Below are 17,895 nucleotides of genomic sequence, written 5' to 3' on the forward strand. Positions count from 1 at the left end.
AATCTCCAGACGCTTGGTATGATAAAAGAAGGTAGGAGGTGGCCAGATGATTAATTTTATGAAAACAATACACCAATTTGTACGTTTTCCATTACTTTTAGCAAGTTTACTAGCAATTACTGCTATTATACAATTTTTCATTATGATAAGTGATATAGAAGGTGAACACTATGATATTAAGTTATTTCAATTATCACCTGCAACAATTCGTTCTGTAAAAACCGTAGAAGATACTGAAAAAACGCAGCAAGAAAGAGACAGAGTTGCTAGTGAGGTGAATCCTGTTTATTCGTTTTCACCTGATATCGGAAAAAATCAGTCAGCCATCATTAAAGCAACATTCGACTACATAATTGAGGTTAAAGAAACAATCGGAAATGAAAAGAAAAAATTAACGAAAGATCGTATATTAGAACAACAGATTAAGAGTTTACGTGAGAAACTTGATGAGATTGATACAAATGGACAAACCATTAGATTTACGGATCAAGAACTTTCAACATTATTGTCACAAGATGAGCAAGATCTTATTTCAACTCGTGATGAATTAATATCAATAGTTTCTAAAAAGTTAACTGAGCCAATTCGCCAAGAACAAGTTTCAGATGCAAAAGTAAGTGTAGAAAAATCCGTTAGAAATAGTTTTTCAATTCCGGAAAATTTACGCTCAATTGCTATTACAATAGCGAGAACATCTATCGTAGAAAATGACAAAAAAGACGATAAGCTAACGAAAGAGAGAATAGAGCAGGAAAAGGCAAATGTCGATCCAATTAGAATATTACAAGGTCAAATAATTGTACAAGAGGGGCAATTAATTGATCGAGATGTCTATCATCAACTTGAAATTTTGGGTATGTTATCTAACAAACAATCGTATAAGCCAATTCTGGGATTAGGCTTGTTTATACTATTACAAATGGCTTTTTTTTATGCAACGTTTTATAATTGGAAAGCTGATACAAAACTAAAAACAAGAAATTTAGTCATTACCATTAGTATTTATCTGGCATCTATTGTAGCTATGAAATTATTAAATTTAGTGTCAAGTGAATTTGATGTTATGATTGGCTTCATATTCCCAGCAGCTGTTATACCTATGCTTATACGAAAATTAGTGAATGAGCGAATTGCACTATTAACAACTATTATGACTGCAGCAGTTGGTGGAATTGTATTTCAAGAAGGGTATTCTTCTGTTATTCAAATGGAAGTCTCTTTGTATATAATATTTAGTGGTTTTGCAAGTATCTATTTAATGAGAAATGTAAAGAGAAAATCCAGTGTGATGACAACTAGTTTGAATGTTTCTGCTGTTAATATCGCATTTATCGCTTTTTACTTGCTTCTCTCACAATCAAATTACGGTCCAAAAGAATTGGTTTATTATTTAACTGCTGCAATTGTTTCAGCTATATTATCGGGAGCATTAACTTTAGGATTAGTGCCTTTTATCGAATCTGCATTTGGTTTGCTATCAACAGATCGTTTAATTGAATTATCAAATCCGAATCATCCATTATTAAAGAAAATTTTAGTGGAGACGCCTGGAACATACCATCATAGTGTCATGGTTGCTAATTTAGCGGATGCAGCTTGTGAAGCGATTGGTGCAGATGGTTTACTTGCACGAGTTGGTTGTTATTATCATGATATTGGGAAAACAAAAAGACCTGGCTTTTTTGTTGAAAACCAAATGTCTGGGATTAATCCGCATGATCAATTACCGCCTAAGACAAGCAGAGATATTATTATTGCACATACTGAAGATGGTGCTAAAATATTAGAGCAACATAAAATTCCAAAAGAAATAGTCGATATAGCTAGACAACATCATGGCACAAGTTTAGTGAAGTTTTTTTACTATAAAGAGAAAGAAAATAACCCGGATGTTGACGAATTTGCCTTTCGTTATGCAGGTCCGAAGCCACAAACGAAAGAAATTGCTATAATAAGTATTGCAGATAGTGTTGAAGCCGCTGTACGCTCGATGAAAAACCCAACATCAGAAGGAATACAGCAGCTTGTTCACAATATCATACAAGACAAATTACAGGATGGACAGTTTGATGAATGTGATGTTTCTATCCGAGAACTAAAAACAGCAGAGAATGTTTTTTGTGAAACTTTAAATGGAATTTTCCATTCACGTATCGAATATCCGAAGCCTAAATAAGCCTGGGAGGCATATAATGAGTTTGAATATTGATTTTTTAGATGAAACAGGAAAAGTAAAGGAATCTGATATTGCACTAGTGGAAAATCTTTTGCAACATGCAGCAAAAGTAGAGAATATCGAAGATGGTACTGAAATTTCAATTACCTTCGTAACAAATGATGCCATTCATGAGATTAATCGTGAATATCGCCATAAGGATGCACCTACAGATGTTATTTCTTTTGCACTAGAAGAAGTAGGAGAAGGGGAAACACCGATTATTGCTGAAGGTATGCCACGTATATTAGGAGATATTATCATTTCAATCGATCGTACAAGAGAACAAGCAGAAGAATATGGTCATTCATTTGAACGTGAATTAGGATTTCTTGCTGTTCATGGTTTTCTTCATGTCCTTGGTTATGATCATATGGTTCCTGAAGATGAAAAAATTATGTTTGGTAAGCAAGATGAGATTTTAGAATCTTACGGCTTAACACGTGAAAACAATGGACACGCGTAAATTTTTCCGTTCTTTTAAATATGCAATTGCAGGTATAAAACAAGTAATGACAGAACAAAATTTTCGATTTGATTTAATGGTTGCCTTTGTCGTAATTGTAGCTGGAGCGTTCACGGGTTTATCTAAAATCGAATGGATTATTCTTGTCATAGTAATAGCCGTTATGCTTTTTCTTGAAATGATGAATACTGCAATTGAACGTGTAGTAGACCTTGCGTCTCCAGATATTCACCCACTAGCGAAAGCTGCAAAAGATATTGCTGCAGGAGCTGTTCTTGTTTTTGCGATTGCAAGTGTTATAATCGGAATACTAATATTTATACCGAAATGGTTAAATTTATGGATTTGAGGTGTATAAAATGAACAAAGATCAGTTGATTGAACTTGCAAAAGAAGGACGAGAAAAGGCTTATGTACCTTACTCAAAATTTAAAGTAGGTGCAGCATTATTAACGGCTGATGGCAAAGTGTATAAAGGATGTAATATTGAAAACTCTGGTTACTCAATGACGAACTGTGCAGAACGTACAGCGATGTTCAAAGCAGTTTCTGAAGGTGATCGAGATTTTGCAGCCATCGCAATTGTTGCAGATACAGAAGGCCCTTGTTCACCATGTGGAGCATGCAGACAAGTTATTTCAGAATTTTGTGCACCAGAAATGCCAGTATACTTAACAAATATGAAAGGTGACGTACAAGAAACAACTGTTGCAGAGTTGTTACCAGGCGCCTTTTCACCGGAGGATTTAATGAATGCAGGAAAATAAAGCTTTTAAATCAGGATTCGTCACTATTGTTGGACGACCTAACGTAGGAAAGTCAACATTTCTAAATAATGTGATTGGCCAAAAAATTGCTATTATGAGTGATAAACCACAAACGACTCGAAATAAAGTTCAAGGTGTATACACAACAGATGATTCTCAGATGATTTTTATCGATACACCAGGGATTCATAAACCAAAACATAAACTTGGTGAGTTTATGTTAAAGGTATCCAAAAATGCCTTACGTGAAGTCGAAGCGATCATGTTCATGGTTAATGCGACACAAAAACTGGGTGCCGGTGATAAATACATTATGGAAATGCTTAAAGGGACAAAAACACCTGTCTTTTTAGTTGTGAACAAAATTGATGCAGTACATCCTGATGAGTTATTGCAAATTATCGAATCATACAAAGCAGAATTTGAATTTGCAGAAATTATCCCTATTTCTGCACTTCAAGGAAATAATGTAGAACATTTACTTGATACAATAAAGAAATATTTACCAGAAGGTCCGCAATACTATCCTGCTGATCAAGTGACAGATCATCCAGAGCGTTTTATCATTGCAGAGCTTATTCGTGAAAAAGTGCTTCACTTAACTCGTGATGAAGTACCACATTCTATTGCTGTAGAAATCGAAAAAATTGCAAAAGATGAAGGAAAAGATCTCGTACGTATCAATGCCTCAATTATTGTTGAGCGAGACTCTCAAAAAGGAATAGTCATTGGTAAACGTGGTGCCTTATTAAAAGAAATTGGTACACGTGCTCGTAAAGATATTGAAACACTACTTGGTAGTAAGGTTTATTTGGAACTTTGGGTAAAAGTTCAAAAAGATTGGCGTGATCGTGCATCACAACTTCGTGATTACGGTTATCGTGACGATGAATACTAAAACGTAGGAAGTGAAGACAATTGCTGAATAAATGGGAAGGCATTGTCTTAAAAACACGACCATATGGTGAGACAAACAAAGTTGTAACACTTATGACAAGAGAAGTTGGCAAAATTGCAACAATGGCTAGAGGTGCAAAAAAACCTTCTAGTCGCTTAGCTGCGATTAGCCAACCCTTTGTACATGGAATATTTATGATCCAGCAAGGTCGTGGCATGGGGACATTGCAGCAAGGAGAACCTATAGAATCCATGCGACATGTTCAAGAAGATATTGTTGCAACTGCTTATGCTAGTTATATTGTTGAAATTGTTGACCGTTTAGTAGAATCAGATAAACCAGAACCTTACGCATTTGATGTATTATCACAAGCACTTCATGCAATTGAAGAAGGCTATGATGCAGAAGCAATTGCCATGTTCGTAGAGTGGAAGATGTTACCGTACACAGGTGTCCAACCAATTTTACATGCATGTGCAAGCTGTGGTGCAGTTGAAGGGGAATTCGCCTTTTCATTTACACAAGGTGGTTTTTTATGCCATCGTTGTTTCCATCGAGATCCCTATCTTATTCGCTTAACACCAACTCAGCTGAAACTAATTCGCATGTTTTATAATGTACCAATCGATCAAATCGGCAAACTTACATTAAAAAAAGAGACCAAAGGCTTTATTCGTAAAATTGTCACGACAATCTATGAAGAACAAACTGGTATGCGATTTAAGAGTCGATCTTTTATCGAGCAACTAGAGAGAACACCATTGCTTTTTAATGCTCATTTTAATAATCTACCCCATGAGGATAAGGAAGAAGAAACCCAAGCAAACGAAGATAGTTGATTTGCTTGGGTTTCTTTTCGCCTATTAATAAAAAGTAGTTGAACATTTTATACATTAGCTTTGACATTATTGAAATAGCAAACATATAATATGTATATATGAATAGATAATCATATATTGAAATATATAGATAGAATAAGGTTGAAAGGAGTAGTAGTTTTGAGTGAAGAAAAAATTCCATTTGAAGCGGAAGATTTAAATGAAGAAATATTATTTTTAGTTGCACAAACATTTAAAGCAATTAGTGATCCTACGCGTATTCGTATTTTAAATTTGTTGTGTAAAAAAGAGCATTCTGTAAATGAGATTGGAGAAAAATTGAATTTAAAACAATCAACTGTATCTCATCAATTGAGCTTTTTAAAAAATTTGAGATTGGTGAAATTTCGCCGCGAAGGAACAACACTTTATTATTCGCAAGATGATGAGCATGTCATGGCTATTCTTCAGCAAACCATTGATCATGCAAAACATAATTAGGGGTGAAAAAGACAATGGGACATTCACATGATGGGCATAGCCATGATCATACACATGGTGCAAATAAAAAGACGTTATTGTTAGCTTTTAGTATGATTACAATCTATATGATTGTAGAGGTTGTGGGAGGATATATTACGAATAGTTTAGCGTTATTATCCGATGCTGGACATATGTTGAGTGATGCTATTTCTCTCGGGGTAGGTGTATTAGCATTTACATTTAGCGAAAAAGTTGCGAACAATCGTAATACTTACGGCTATAAACGATTTGAAATTTTAGCAGCAGTTTTTAATGGTGTCACGTTAATCCTAATAGCAGTTTTTATCTGTGTAGAAGCGATAAAACGTTTTTCAAACCCTCCAGAAGTCTCTTCAAGTGGAATGTTAATCATTGCATTTATAGGATTATTAGTAAATGTATTAGTCGCATGGATATTAATGCGCGGTGGTGATACACATGACAATTTGAATATGCGAGCGGCATTCTTACATGTTATAAGTGATATGCTTGGTTCAATTGGAGCTATTATAGCGGCTATTTTAATTATGTTCTTTGGTTGGGAATGGGCTGATCCAGTAGCGAGTATTATTGTTGCATTACTCGTGTTAACAAGTGGTTGGCGTGTTACGAGAGATTCTGTCCATGTTCTTATGGAAGGTACACCTTCAAATATAGAATTAGATGAGATTATAAGTACAATTCGTGAATCAAAAGAGGTCATTGATTTACATGATTTACACATATGGACAATTACAAGTGGACAAAATGCACTTTCTTGCCATATTGTCGTTGATGGGGCATTAACCATTAAAGAAGGACAAAATTTTCTTCAAACTTTAGAACATAAATTACACCATTTGGGAATTGGTCATATGACTGTTCAGTTAGAGATGGATTCACACAAACATGAAAATACAATTTTATGTAATTTAGATTCAAACCAAGATCATCATCATAAACATTAAACGAAAATTTTAAGCGTGGACTCCTGGGAAAACGAGCTATAAGTTAAATAATCTAGTCAAAAAGAATTCATTTGGGGGAAATCCCAAATGAATTCTTTTTTTGACACTCTATAAAAAATACAAATTATTTTAACAACCAACTTTTTAAAAGGTTTAAAGCCTATCGAGATAGATAGGAGATCTGCATACCATAATAGGAGGAGGCGATTATTAATGTTTAATGACTATTTGAATCTGTTGGCTAATTTTGGAATAGGAGGTGCACACCCAGGAGGTTTTCCGTTAACATTAGCTATTTTTGAAAAGGAAAAAATACAGCCTAATCACCATGTACTCGATCTAGGATGTGGTACCGGACAAACAGCAGCTTTTTTAGGGGAAAACTTTGGGTGTAAAGTGACCGCAATAGATATTCATCCAATGATGATTGAAAAAGCCAAAAAAAGATTTGCCAATGAAGAACTTGATATAAACACTATTTTAGGTGATGTACAAAATATGGATTTTGATGATCATTCTTTTGACTTTATTCTTTCTGAATCGGTTATTTCCTTTACAAATATTCAAAAGACTTTAAATGAAATAGTTAGAGTGTTAAAAGAAGATGGTTGTGTGCTGATGATTGAAATGGTAGCAGAACAATCTTTATCTGATGATATAAAAGAGCAGATTACTAAGCTTTATGGTATCGATGAAGTATTAACAGAAAAAGAATGGTGTGCATATTTAAAGCAAGCTGGATTTACAAAAATAATCGAAATTCGTACGCCTTCTTTGCTGATTCCAAGTGATATCGATGATATGGATCACTCTGAGAATATTTCTATGGCGCTTTATGATAAATGGGATGAGCACAATCAATTTATCGAGCAAAATGGTCATCATTTAGGCTATCGTGCATTTAAATGTTATTTAAGATAATCATTTTTGGAGGTATATAAATTAGTTATTTGTTGGAAATTTAGAACCTTTTAAAATCGTATCGGTAGATTTTTTGTATAATTCGTTATTTTTGAAAGGACCATTCTTTTCTTGATAACTATTAACAATTTGATAACCAATAGAATACCCAATCCATTTAGGTAAGGGGCTACCTTTTTGACCATATAAATAAGGGTAATGATTTTTTAATCCTTTAAGATTTAGAGAGGGAAGAAAGTGTCTTTTCCAAAGATCAACAGCTTGATCAAATGAATAAAGATTTGTCCAAGGAGCTAATAATTTTTCTCCGTGCAGATCCTTTACAGCATATTCGCCAAGTCCTTCAATAATTAGTGAATCCTTCAACGGAATTTTTTCGGGTGGTATATTAATCAAATTGATACGACAAACATGGTTATATTCATGGGCTAGCATGGCTTTCACTTCTTCTATTGTTAAATCTGTTGAAAGAAAAAGAAATAATGCTTCTTTATAAGCAACACCATTTTTACGCATTCTACTCCCAAATCCTATCATTCCTTTTTTTATTGGGAAGATGTAAATAGGGATTTCGGGTCCATTCCATAAAGTTTTTAAGTTCTGGTATTCTTTTTCTACTACTTTCCAAATATTTTGTTTTTCCAATTCATTTGTAATGGTTTCTATTTTAAACCATTCATAAGGCTCGAATAATCCATGATTAAACAGTTCATATTGCATAGCTTGAGGATTTACTTTTGGAAATACCTTTTTTAAAGGAGTACAGAGAACTTCACGTTGTACAGAAGCTATATCCATAATGGACTTTTTTTTACATTGATCCACAAAGTCATAAAGCCATTTTTGAGTTTGAATAACTGACAAGTACCTCATCCTTTTTGCCCTTTTATTTTTATCATATGTAGCAGTCAGCACTTTGCTTTCAAAATAAAAAAGATTAACAATAAGCTTTTAGACCTTTGTCCATTTTACTCACGCCCGCTCTTCATATAATAGCATGGCATACATGTATGTAAAAATTTATAAAGGAGGGAGAAAATTGAATCCGTCTAATGCATATAATTTATGTTGTCGATATCATGGCAAAACGGTTAGAATCAGCTGTAATGATGGTAATGTTCATGTGGGAGAGATTACACGTGTTAATCGCAATATGGTATGGATTCGTCCACAAGGTAACATGGGAGGATATGGTTTAGGTTACGGCTTTTATGGACCATTACGTTACCCTAGACCTTATTTTGGTTATCCTAGACCAGGATTTGGTATTGGTATAGCAATTGGGACAATTGTTGGAATCGGTCTAGCTTCAGCATTTTTATGGTAAACAAATTACGTCCAACTTAGAAGACATTTTGGTTGGAGAAGATTTAAAATAACAATTGCAGCCTAAGCAGCGTCTGAATGTAAAAGCCTAATAAGTTCGTGGACTTATTAGGCTTTTTTGTTGTGTCTATAGATAACTATGATCAGTATAATGAATCATTTCCATATTTCAATGGTTTAATAAAATCACGAATATATAACGAGGAACTGTTAAAGCAGTATCTATCAGGATCGTCTCTATGAAGCAGAAGATGGAAACATTCGAAAATGTATTCGAATTTCGTTCGTGCAATGTTCATACAATGTGCTTCAAAAAAGGGGAAATATCTTTTAAGGAAAATATGGTTTATTTTAGCTGTCCTTCACGGGACATAATAGTTAGTTAATAAAATTTTTTATTATTATAGTATATTGCTTTTGTATCAAGTACCAATTACTTTCGTACATATTTATTAAAATAATTTAATAGATACAAATATTAATATTTTCTCTGAATAATTTTATTTGAATTTTCTGAATAAATATATTGTTGATTATTCAAATATTTGTTAATATACGCATATATAATAATTGTTACCGTATAACGGTAAAGGAGGAGGAAAATGATGAAGTTACCGACAGTGCGATTTACGGAAGAACAAGAGCGATTTCGTTTAGAAGTACGTTCCTTTCTACAAAAGGAACTTGAAAAAGGAACATATGAGACAAAATGCGATTCTTGGTTGAGTGGTAGTAATCCGTCTTTTTCAAAACTTATTGGGGAACAAGGATGGATCGGTTTGACATGGCCAAAACAATATGGTGGTCAGGAACGTAGCTCCATTGATCGTTATATTCTAACGGAAGAGTTTTTAGCAATTGGTGCACCGGTAGCAGCACATTGGATAGCAGACAGACAAACTGGACCACTTCTTTTGCGATATGGTACTGAGGAGCAGAAATCCTATTTTTTACCGAAAATTGCAAAAGGTGAATGTTATTTTGCTATTGGCTTAAGTGAACCTAATAGTGGTTCAGATTTAGCTTCTGTAAGTACGAGAGCAGAAAAAGTAGAGGGTGGATGGATTGTCAATGGCTCGAAGACTTGGACAAGTAATGCACATGATGCCCATTTTATGATTACCCTTGTAAGAACAGAACCTTTCGATGGGGTAAAGAAACATAATGGTTTAAGTCAACTGATTATTGACTTGCATGCTGAAGGCGTAAGTATTGTGCCGATTAAATATTTAACAGGTGAGGCCCATTTTAACGAGGTATTTTTCGAAAACGTTTTCGTTCCTGATAATAGAGTTGTTGGAACACTCGGTAACGGTTGGAAACAAGGTCTTGCTGAGTTAGCGTTTGAACGTAGTGGTCCTGAAAGAATATTAAGTACATTTCCACTCTTAGAAGAGTTAATGGCTGAATTAAGACGCCAAAGTGATATTGATGGGTTAACTCAAGTATCAAAACTTGTTGCTCAATTATGGAGTTTAAGAAATTTATCAATTGGTGTTGCAAAAGTACTTGAAGAAGGTGGAGAAGTTGCCATTCCTGCTGCATTAGTAAAGGCAGTTGGTACAAAATTTGAGCAAAGTATCCCAGAAATTGCACGCTTATTAGTATCAACTTATCCTCGAAAAGACGCGGATCGTAAATTGGATCGATTATTAGCAGAATCAATTCTACATTCTCCTGGCTTTACAATTAGGGGCGGGACAACAGAGATACTATATGGAATTATTGCGAAAGGGGTTGTAGCTGGATGAGTGAAATTAAAGATATGCTAATCGATGTTGTTGAGAAAATTTTCAAAGACCGTGTGGAGAAAGAAACAGTTGATCTAGTTGAAGAAGGGAAATGGGCAGAAAATGTTTGGTCAATTTTAGATGATAATGGCATGTTGGCTGTTGCAATCTCCGAAGAAGCAGGGGGTGCAGGGGGAGATTTAGAAGATCTATTAAATATTTATCGTTTAATTGGTAAATATGCAGTGCCAATTCCATTTGTTGAAAATACATTTGCAAATTATTTATTGGAACTTGAACAGCTACCAGTAACAAACCATAAAATTACCTATGTAGTCAATCTGAACGAGACATTAAATTTAAATGATGATCAGAAAGTAAGTGGTGCATTGTCAAATGTTCCTTGGGCTCGACATGCGGATGAACTTGTCGCAATTGCAAAAGGAAATGATGGAGATTACCTAGTGAAGGTTTCTCTAAAAGATGCAATTGTGGAACCAAATATCAATTTAGCTTGTGAGCCTCGGGATACAGTCAAACTTGATCAAGTTAATGTTTTAAACAAAAGTACAAAAGCAATTACACCAGAGAAATTGCAAAGACTTGTAGAGGTTGAAACGGCTGCAAAGATTGCATTAATGGCAGGCGCAATTGAAAAAGTTAATGATTTAACGGTACAGTACACAAAAGAGCGTGAACAATTTGGGCGCCCTATTCATCGATTCCAACTTGTACAACAACATTTAGCATTATTAGCTGGTGAAACCGTAATTGTTAGAACAGCAGTTGATAATATGATCGCAGCGTTAGTAGAAAATCGCTATCAAGATGAGGTTTTACTTACAAGGATTCGTATTGATGAAGCAATCAAAATCGTTTCTACTTCAGCTCATCAAGTACATGGTGCAATCGGTGTGACGCATGAGCACAATTTACATCAATATACAAGACGCCTATGGTCTTACCGAGATGAAGGTGTGTCCCAATCTGATTGTAGTAAAATCTTCGCAAACAAACTACTTCAATCAAATGAAAATCTTTGGGAAAGTTTAACGACTGTAAAAAAACAATTTCAAACACATTAAGGGGGAACTATCGATGGCTGACTTACTATTTGAAATCCAGGATCATATTGCAACAATTACCTTAAATCGTCCGAATAGCATGAATGCTTTTAGTGAGGAAATGATATTAAGTTGGATTAAGGCATTAGAAACTGTTCGAGATTCAGATGATATTCGAGTGCTAATTGTAAAAGGAAACGGTAAATGCTTCTGTGCGGGTGGTGATATAAAGGCTATGAATGCTGATAAAGGATTTTTTGAAAGTTCTGATGATGTCACATCAACAGCACTAGCGCGAAAAAATTCTTTATGGAAGAAAGTACAGCGTGTCCCTCTATTGCTAGAAGAAATTGATAAGCCTGTGATTGCACAAGTACATGGCTTTGCATTTGGCGCAGGTTTAGATATGGCATTAATGTGCGATATTCGTATCGTTGCAGAATCCACTAAATTATCAGAAAGCTATATCAACGTCGGTATTGTCCCTGGCGATGGAGGCGCATATTTTTTACCGAAACTTGTGGGAATTGATCAGGCTTTAGATATGCTATGGACTGCACGAGTGTTAACAGCTCAAGAGGCTAAAGAGAAGGGGTTAGTCACATTTGTTGTTCCTGACAATGAACTTGAACAATTTACAGAAGAATATGCATCTAAATTAGCGAATGCTCCAACAACCGTTATTCAACTCACTAAACGAGCTGTGTATCAAAGTCAATCTATGAGTTTACGTTCATCATTAGACTATATTTCTTCAAAAATGGGTCTGGTAACAGAATTACCAGATTACAAAGAAGGAGTAAAAGCGATAGTTGAAAAAAGAAGAGCAGTTTTTAATAAGTAAACTATATTTCATAATTCAAAATTCATATAAATGAGTCTATTTCATAATTCAAAGATTTGATTTAAAACACGTACATTAATCGGAAAATTGTTAAATGCCCATCTATTATCAATATTTACCTAATAAGTAGAAGATGGCAAGTCCTCGAAAATGCATTCGCATTTTCTTCGTGCGGTGCGAATTCTAGGAAGCTAATTCCTATGTCCTGCGGGAAAGCGAGACAGGTGAGACCCCGCTGGTAGGTAAGCATGGCCACTGAACAAGTAAAATTAGCAAAATTTTTATGATGAAAATCTTGTATTACAATCTTAGTTGAAAGTGGAATTAGCGTAGACTCATGTGGGAAAACAGACTAGACGAGACCCCGCAGGAACGAGGAGGCTTACCACCCACGGAAAGCTCTATCTGATGCTGCATACGAAGAAGTAAAATTAGAAATGAAATACGATCCGACTTATTGAATGATGAATTTAGACAATATCGTATTTTTTAATACGAGTAAATGCATTTGTGAAATTGACTCAAATATACACCTTATTTAGTCCGGTGTGAGTTGTAATTGAATACCAAAACAAAAAAATGATGAGCGTAGGTGATAATGATGAAACAACCATTAGAAGGTATACGTATTCTAGATCTATCTCGTGTTTATGCTGCACCGGCAGGATCAATGATATTGGCGGACTTAGGTGCTGAAGTTACTCGTATAGAACATCCTAATGGTATGGATAGTACACGTGATTGGGGACCATATATCAATGGTCAAAGTACGTATTATCTTTGTGCCAATCGAAATAAAAAATCCATGATATTAAATTTAAAGGATGAAGCGGATCTTCAAATTCTTAAGGAACTTCTCGTTGATGCAGATGTCATAGTAGAAAATTTTAAAACAGGCGACATGGAAAAGATGGGCTTAGGATACGAGGAATGTAAGAAACTTAATCCGCGAATCATTTATTGTTCGGTTACTGGATTCGGTCATACAGGTCCGCTGGCAGCAGAACCTGGTTTTGATCCAGTCATTCAGGCAATGAGTGGATTAATGGATGTTACAGGTGCAATAGATGGGGAGCCGACAAAAGTGGGTATCCCAATTGCCGATATTTTAACAGCTCATTATGTTGCCATTAGCATTTTAGCTGCTTTACGAATGCGCGATTTTACAAATGAGGGACAAAGTATTGATTTATCATTATTAGATGTACAAATTAGCAACTTGGCAAATGTGGCAAGTAGTTATTTAAATGGCGGAACCATTTCGAAAAGGTTAGGTAATAGTCATAATAATGTGGCGCCTTACCAAGTATTTCATTGTTCGGATGGTCCGTTAATGGTATGTGTTGGAAGTGATCGTCAATTTGAAAAGTTTTGTAAGATGATTGATAGGGAAGAATGGGTTTTGGATGAACGGTATAAAACGAATACAAGACGTAAAGAAAATGAGGGAGAGCTTGTTGAGAAAATAGCGGAAATCCTCATTCAAAAAACAAGAGATGAGTGGATCGAACAATTACAAAAATATAAAATTCCAGGCGGCCGCGTAAATACAATTGCCGAAGCTTTAGAACAGCCACAAATCATTGCAAGGAATATGATTGGGGAGATCGAACATCCACAATATGGAAAAGTGAAATTTGTCAAGAATCCGATGCAATTTTCTGGATTAAACATTGATTATAAATTAGCACCTCCGATTCTTGGTGAACATACCAATCAATTCTTACCATTAACTTCAGAGCGTAAAAATGGATAAACTTATATTATTTAACTAATCATCGATTAACTCTGATATAGTAAGAGAAGATAAAAGATAGAGAGCCGGTGGTTGGATGAACAAAGAAAATAATAGCAATAACTACACCATGCAGTCAGTACAGAAAGCTATTAAAGTATTAAATGCTTTTAGTAAAGAAGAACCCCAGCTTTCATTGACCGAACTGCATAAAAAAACAGGAATTGCTATATCAAGTCTACAACGTTTCGTTACTACACTGGTATGTGAAGGGTTTTTACATAAAGATGAACGAACGAAACAATATCAGTTAGGATTATCTTTGCTTTTCCTAGGTAGACTTGTAGAAGAAGAGTCTAGTTTGTTAACAGTAACAAAGCCAATATTAAGGAAGCTAAATGAGACAACAGGTGAAAGTGTTTCTCTTAATGTAATTGATGGTAAAGAGCGTAGGTGTATATTAAACTTTGAAAGTACTTTTACATTAAGTACCAAAACTTATGTAGGGGATTCATCTCCACTATATGCAGGTGCGTCTTCAAAGAGTTTACTTGCTTTTTTACCTAAAGATGAGTTGGAACATTATATAGATGAAATTGATTTAATTCCGATTACAGAAAATACGATTATCACGAAGGAACATTTAAGGGAAAGTTTAATGGAGATTCGACATCAAGGGTATGCGATTAGCAATAGTGAACGAGTAAAGGGGGCGTTTTCCGTTAGTGCCCCTATTCGATTGGCTGATGGTCGACCAGTAGCTTCCATTACGATTGTTATTCCAGTTGTAAGAATCGATGATTATGATCAAACAGAACTAATTGAAAGTGTACTTACGGCAACCAAAGCAATTGAAGCACAACTTTACTAGTACCTAAATTTTTTCCGTTATTAATTTTATTTTCAAATCATTAGAAAAATCCCCTCTTCTGAAAAAGAGGGGATTTAAAGGTTAATTAGTTATTTATTCAATGATTGTATATGTTTTTTAGTATTAGAATGCATCGAAACTGTATCACAACTACATTTACAATTGCTTTTCAATTCACAAGATCCACATTTACCTTCTTTACTTTTTTGAACATGTCGATAAATCGTCCAACCCGCATATCCAAAAATAAGAATTCCAATTATAATATTGGCGATCATGTATTCCGCTTCCTTTCAATTAGAAACCTAATAGCTTACCACATTGATAAATGATAAATGAAACAATATATGCTAATATCAATGCGTAAATAACTGCAAAGTATGTCCATTTTGTAGAGCCTGTTTCCTTTTTAATTGTACCGACAGTAGCCAAACAAGGAACATACAGCAGGATAAATACAACAAAAGTAAGTGCAGAAAGTGGTGTATAGGCTTGTGTTAATAATCCTTGTAAGCTATCCATATTCGGAGCATGATAAATAATGTTCATACTTGATACAACCACTTCTTTTGCCAAAAATCCAGTTAATAGTGATGCACCTGCTTGCCAAGTGCCAAATCCTAATGGTGCAAGTATCGGTGCAAATAGACCACCAATTTTAGCAAGGAAACTATCGTCCATTTCTACGCCAAATCCACCTGGACCAGCATAAGATAATAACCAAATAGCAACAGAACCACCGAATATAAAGGTACCAGCTTTACGGATAAAGCCTTTTCCTTTATCCCAAGTACTTAGTAGTAAAGTCTTTGTTTGTGGAATTCGATAAGGTGGTAATTCCACAACGAATATGGAAGTTTCTTTTTTAAGCAAAGTCTTAGAGAATAATTTAGCCATAAGAAGTGCTAACACAATCCCTAAAACATATAGAGAAAATACAATAATCGTTTGGTATTTTGCAAAAAAAGCACCTACAAATAACGCATAAACTGGCAACCTGGCTGAACAAGACATCAAAGGGGTTAATAGAATCGTGATTAAACGTTCTTTTGGTTGTTCAATTGTTCGAGCTGCCATAACACCTGGTACATTACAACCAAAGCCAATAATCATTGGTATAAAGGCTTTACCATTCAAACCTACAGCTTCCATTAGCTTATCCATCACAAGTGCTGCTCGTGCCATATACCCTGAGTCTTCAAGAAAGGATATAAAGAGAAATAGAATGAAAATCTGAGGCACAAATACGATTACACCACCAACACCTGCTACAATCCCATCGAGTATTAATGATTGAATAAACTTAGATGTTCCTAGAGCTTGAAGGAATGTAGTTAACCAATCCGTTAAAGAACCAGATATAAATTGATCAATTAAATCTGAAAGGGGTGTCCCTAACCAGTCAAATGTTAATTTGAACATGAAAAACATACATAATAAGAAGATAGGAATGCCTAGAAATTTATTTGTAACGACTGCATCAATGCGTTCCGTTAAAGGAATTTGATCTGATTTTTGTTTCTCTAAAGCCTGTTCTAAAATAGAAGAAATATAATCTTTTCTAACCTTATAAATCCATTGAGACAGACTTTTAACTTTATAGGAAGTTTTTACTTGTTCTTCGACTTCTTTATAAACTTCATCTAATTTCTCATCGGTAGTAATTGTTTTTAAATGATTTCGTACTGTTTGGTTTCCTTCAAAAAATTGAAGGGCAAGCCATCTTTGTGGAAGAGGTAGAACAGTCTTTGAAGGGATGAGTGAAAGTAGCTTTTTTATACCCGTTTCGACTATTTTCCCATAATCCAGTTCCAATGGTTTTTGATTTTCTGTCTCAATAGAAGAAAGTTTATCCATTATTAAGTTACAGCCTTTACCAGAACGTGCAACAATCGAAACAACTGGAGAATGTAAAGCTTTTGAAAGTTTTTCTTCATTTAAAGAAATACCTCTTTGTTTTGCAACATCTGACATGTTCAACCCAATTACAATTGGTTTTCCATATTCAAGGAGTTGAATCGTTAATACTAAATTTCGTTCTAATTGAGAAGCATCCACTATATTTACAATGCCATTAAAGGATTCTGAAATAAAATAATTTGACACAACACTTTCATCTTTTGATAAAGGGCTTAACGTATAAATACCAGGCAAATCAATGAGATGTCCGGTTTTATTTTTTAATGTGCCAACTTTCTTTTCAACTGTAACCCCACTCCAGTTGCCAACAAATTCATATGAACCCGTTAGATAATTAAATAATGAGGTTTTTCCTGTATTCGGGTTGCCAACTAATGCAATATTGATCATGATTGTTCAATCTCAATTAATGTTGCTTCTTTATAGCGAATCCCTAAAATTTGTCCATTATGTTCAAGCATAAATGGACCATGAAATGGCATACGATTCTTTAACATTATTTCTTCACCTTCTAAAATTCCAAGATCTAACAATCTTCTTTTTACATATCTATTTAAATTTGATAGGTTTTTAATTACTGCTTTTTCTCCAAGTTTTAACTCATTAAGAGACACTAGAATCCCTCCAACAGGCAAGGCTATTACTTTTCGTCTCTTATGATAACATTTCTCAATTAGATAGTCGAGATGAAAGAGAGAAATTTTTTATTAATTTGATGGTATAGGTGGATGTAGTGAATTTTACTATACAAAAATTAACTGATTTCAATTCAATGTAAAATCGTTCTAAGACATTAGTTAACATAAACATCCTTATTAATAGAAAGCCATATGAGATATCAATAGTCTGTA

19 protein-coding genes are annotated in these 17,895 nt (G+C 34.6%); 15 read left to right on the forward strand and 4 right to left on the reverse strand.

Features of this window, described 5'->3' with window-relative positions:
• Nucleotides 1-46 precede the first annotated feature (46 nt).
• The 9 genes from CEF14_RS01965 to CEF14_RS02005 all read left to right on the forward strand — a co-directional run bounded on the left by CEF14_RS01965 (nucleotide 47) and on the right by CEF14_RS02005 (nucleotide 7,554).
• A complete protein-coding gene (locus tag CEF14_RS01965; protein ID WP_102691293.1) occupies nucleotides 47-2,176 on the forward strand; it encodes an HD family phosphohydrolase in 2,130 nt (709 codons plus the stop codon).
• A gap of 16 nt (nucleotides 2,177-2,192) precedes the next feature.
• Entirely contained in the window at nucleotides 2,193-2,681 is a 489-nt protein-coding gene (gene ybeY, locus CEF14_RS01970; RefSeq protein WP_102691294.1) for an rRNA maturation RNase YbeY, read from the forward strand.
• Complete coding sequence (locus tag CEF14_RS01975) at nucleotides 2,668-3,030, forward strand: diacylglycerol kinase family protein (RefSeq protein ID WP_102691295.1); 363 nt, start codon at nucleotides 2,668-2,670, stop codon at nucleotides 3,028-3,030. Before ybeY ends, CEF14_RS01975 begins: the two co-directional genes overlap by 14 nt.
• 10 nt (nucleotides 3,031-3,040) lie before the next feature.
• Complete coding sequence (locus tag CEF14_RS01980) at nucleotides 3,041-3,448, forward strand: cytidine deaminase (protein WP_102691296.1); 408 nt, start codon at nucleotides 3,041-3,043, stop codon at nucleotides 3,446-3,448.
• The gene (gene era / locus CEF14_RS01985) at nucleotides 3,435-4,346 is read left to right on the forward strand and encodes a GTPase Era (protein WP_102691297.1); all 912 of its coding nucleotides are present in this window, start codon (nucleotides 3,435-3,437) and stop codon (nucleotides 4,344-4,346) included. Before CEF14_RS01980 ends, era begins: the two co-directional genes overlap by 14 nt.
• Nucleotides 4,347-4,366: 20 nt before the next feature.
• Nucleotides 4,367-5,185: a DNA repair protein RecO gene (gene recO / locus CEF14_RS01990; protein WP_102691298.1), complete on the forward strand. Its 819-nt coding sequence runs from the start codon at nucleotides 4,367-4,369 to the stop codon at nucleotides 5,183-5,185.
• 159 nt (nucleotides 5,186-5,344) lie between these two features.
• Complete coding sequence (locus CEF14_RS01995) at nucleotides 5,345-5,665, forward strand: ArsR/SmtB family transcription factor (protein ID WP_102691299.1); 321 nt, start codon at nucleotides 5,345-5,347, stop codon at nucleotides 5,663-5,665.
• Nucleotides 5,666-5,679: 14 nt separating this feature from the next.
• Nucleotides 5,680-6,633: a cation diffusion facilitator family transporter gene (locus tag CEF14_RS02000; RefSeq protein ID WP_102691300.1), complete on the forward strand. Its 954-nt coding sequence runs from the start codon at nucleotides 5,680-5,682 to the stop codon at nucleotides 6,631-6,633.
• A gap of 213 nt (nucleotides 6,634-6,846) precedes the next feature.
• The gene (locus CEF14_RS02005; protein WP_102691301.1) at nucleotides 6,847-7,554 is read left to right on the forward strand and encodes a class I SAM-dependent methyltransferase; all 708 of its coding nucleotides are present in this window, start codon (nucleotides 6,847-6,849) and stop codon (nucleotides 7,552-7,554) included.
• Between the two features lie 21 nt (nucleotides 7,555-7,575).
• Here the strand turns inward: CEF14_RS02005 and CEF14_RS02010 are convergent, their stop codons facing one another.
• The gene (locus CEF14_RS02010; protein WP_102691302.1) at nucleotides 7,576-8,418 is read right to left on the reverse strand and encodes a DUF2268 domain-containing putative Zn-dependent protease; all 843 of its coding nucleotides are present in this window, start codon (nucleotides 8,416-8,418) and stop codon (nucleotides 7,576-7,578) included.
• A 175-nt stretch (nucleotides 8,419-8,593) separates the two neighbouring features.
• Between CEF14_RS02010 and CEF14_RS02015 the strand changes: the two genes are divergently transcribed.
• The 6 genes from CEF14_RS02015 (at nucleotide 8,594) to CEF14_RS02040 (ending at nucleotide 15,124) form a co-directional block, all read left to right on the forward strand.
• Nucleotides 8,594-8,881, forward strand: a complete 288-nt coding sequence (locus tag CEF14_RS02015) for a hypothetical protein (RefSeq protein ID WP_102691303.1) — start codon at nucleotides 8,594-8,596, stop codon at nucleotides 8,879-8,881.
• 604 nt (nucleotides 8,882-9,485) lie between these two features.
• Complete coding sequence (locus tag CEF14_RS02020) at nucleotides 9,486-10,631, forward strand: acyl-CoA dehydrogenase family protein (RefSeq protein ID WP_102694260.1); 1,146 nt, start codon at nucleotides 9,486-9,488, stop codon at nucleotides 10,629-10,631.
• On the forward strand, nucleotides 10,628-11,695 hold the full coding sequence (locus CEF14_RS02025; RefSeq protein ID WP_102691304.1) for an acyl-CoA dehydrogenase family protein: 1,068 nt from the start codon (nucleotides 10,628-10,630) through the stop codon (nucleotides 11,693-11,695). The genes CEF14_RS02020 and CEF14_RS02025 overlap by 4 nt, the downstream gene beginning before the upstream one ends.
• 13 nt (nucleotides 11,696-11,708) lie before the next feature.
• Nucleotides 11,709-12,518, forward strand: coding sequence for an enoyl-CoA hydratase/isomerase family protein (locus CEF14_RS02030; RefSeq protein ID WP_102691305.1), 810 nt, complete (start codon nucleotides 11,709-11,711; stop codon nucleotides 12,516-12,518).
• Between the two features lie 601 nt (nucleotides 12,519-13,119).
• Nucleotides 13,120-14,274, forward strand: a complete 1,155-nt coding sequence (locus CEF14_RS02035) for a CaiB/BaiF CoA transferase family protein (RefSeq protein WP_102691306.1) — start codon at nucleotides 13,120-13,122, stop codon at nucleotides 14,272-14,274.
• Between the two features lie 76 nt (nucleotides 14,275-14,350).
• Complete coding sequence (locus tag CEF14_RS02040; protein WP_102691307.1) at nucleotides 14,351-15,124, forward strand: IclR family transcriptional regulator; 774 nt, start codon at nucleotides 14,351-14,353, stop codon at nucleotides 15,122-15,124.
• 89 nt (nucleotides 15,125-15,213) lie between these two features.
• Here CEF14_RS02040 and CEF14_RS02045 read toward each other — a convergent pair whose 3' ends face one another.
• The 3 genes from CEF14_RS02045 to CEF14_RS02055 are packed head-to-tail and all read right to left on the reverse strand — an operon-like array spanning nucleotide 15,214 to nucleotide 17,658.
• Nucleotides 15,214-15,402 carry a FeoB-associated Cys-rich membrane protein gene (locus tag CEF14_RS02045; protein WP_102691308.1) on the reverse strand — a complete coding sequence of 63 codons (189 nt, stop codon included), beginning with the start codon at nucleotides 15,400-15,402 and terminating at the stop codon, nucleotides 15,214-15,216.
• A 19-nt stretch (nucleotides 15,403-15,421) separates the two neighbouring features.
• Nucleotides 15,422-17,434 (reverse strand): ferrous iron transport protein B, encoded by a 2,013-nt coding sequence (gene feoB, locus CEF14_RS02050; protein WP_102691309.1) that lies wholly within the window; start codon nucleotides 17,432-17,434, stop codon nucleotides 15,422-15,424.
• Nucleotides 17,431-17,658, reverse strand: a complete 228-nt coding sequence (locus CEF14_RS02055; protein WP_102691310.1) for a FeoA family protein — start codon at nucleotides 17,656-17,658, stop codon at nucleotides 17,431-17,433. The genes feoB and CEF14_RS02055 overlap by 4 nt, the downstream gene beginning before the upstream one ends.
• Nucleotides 17,659-17,895 lie beyond the last annotated feature (237 nt).

Source organism: Rummeliibacillus pycnus, assembly GCF_002884495.1.
GTDB classification, from domain to species: Bacteria; Bacillota; Bacilli; order Bacillales_A; family Planococcaceae; genus Rummeliibacillus; species Rummeliibacillus pycnus.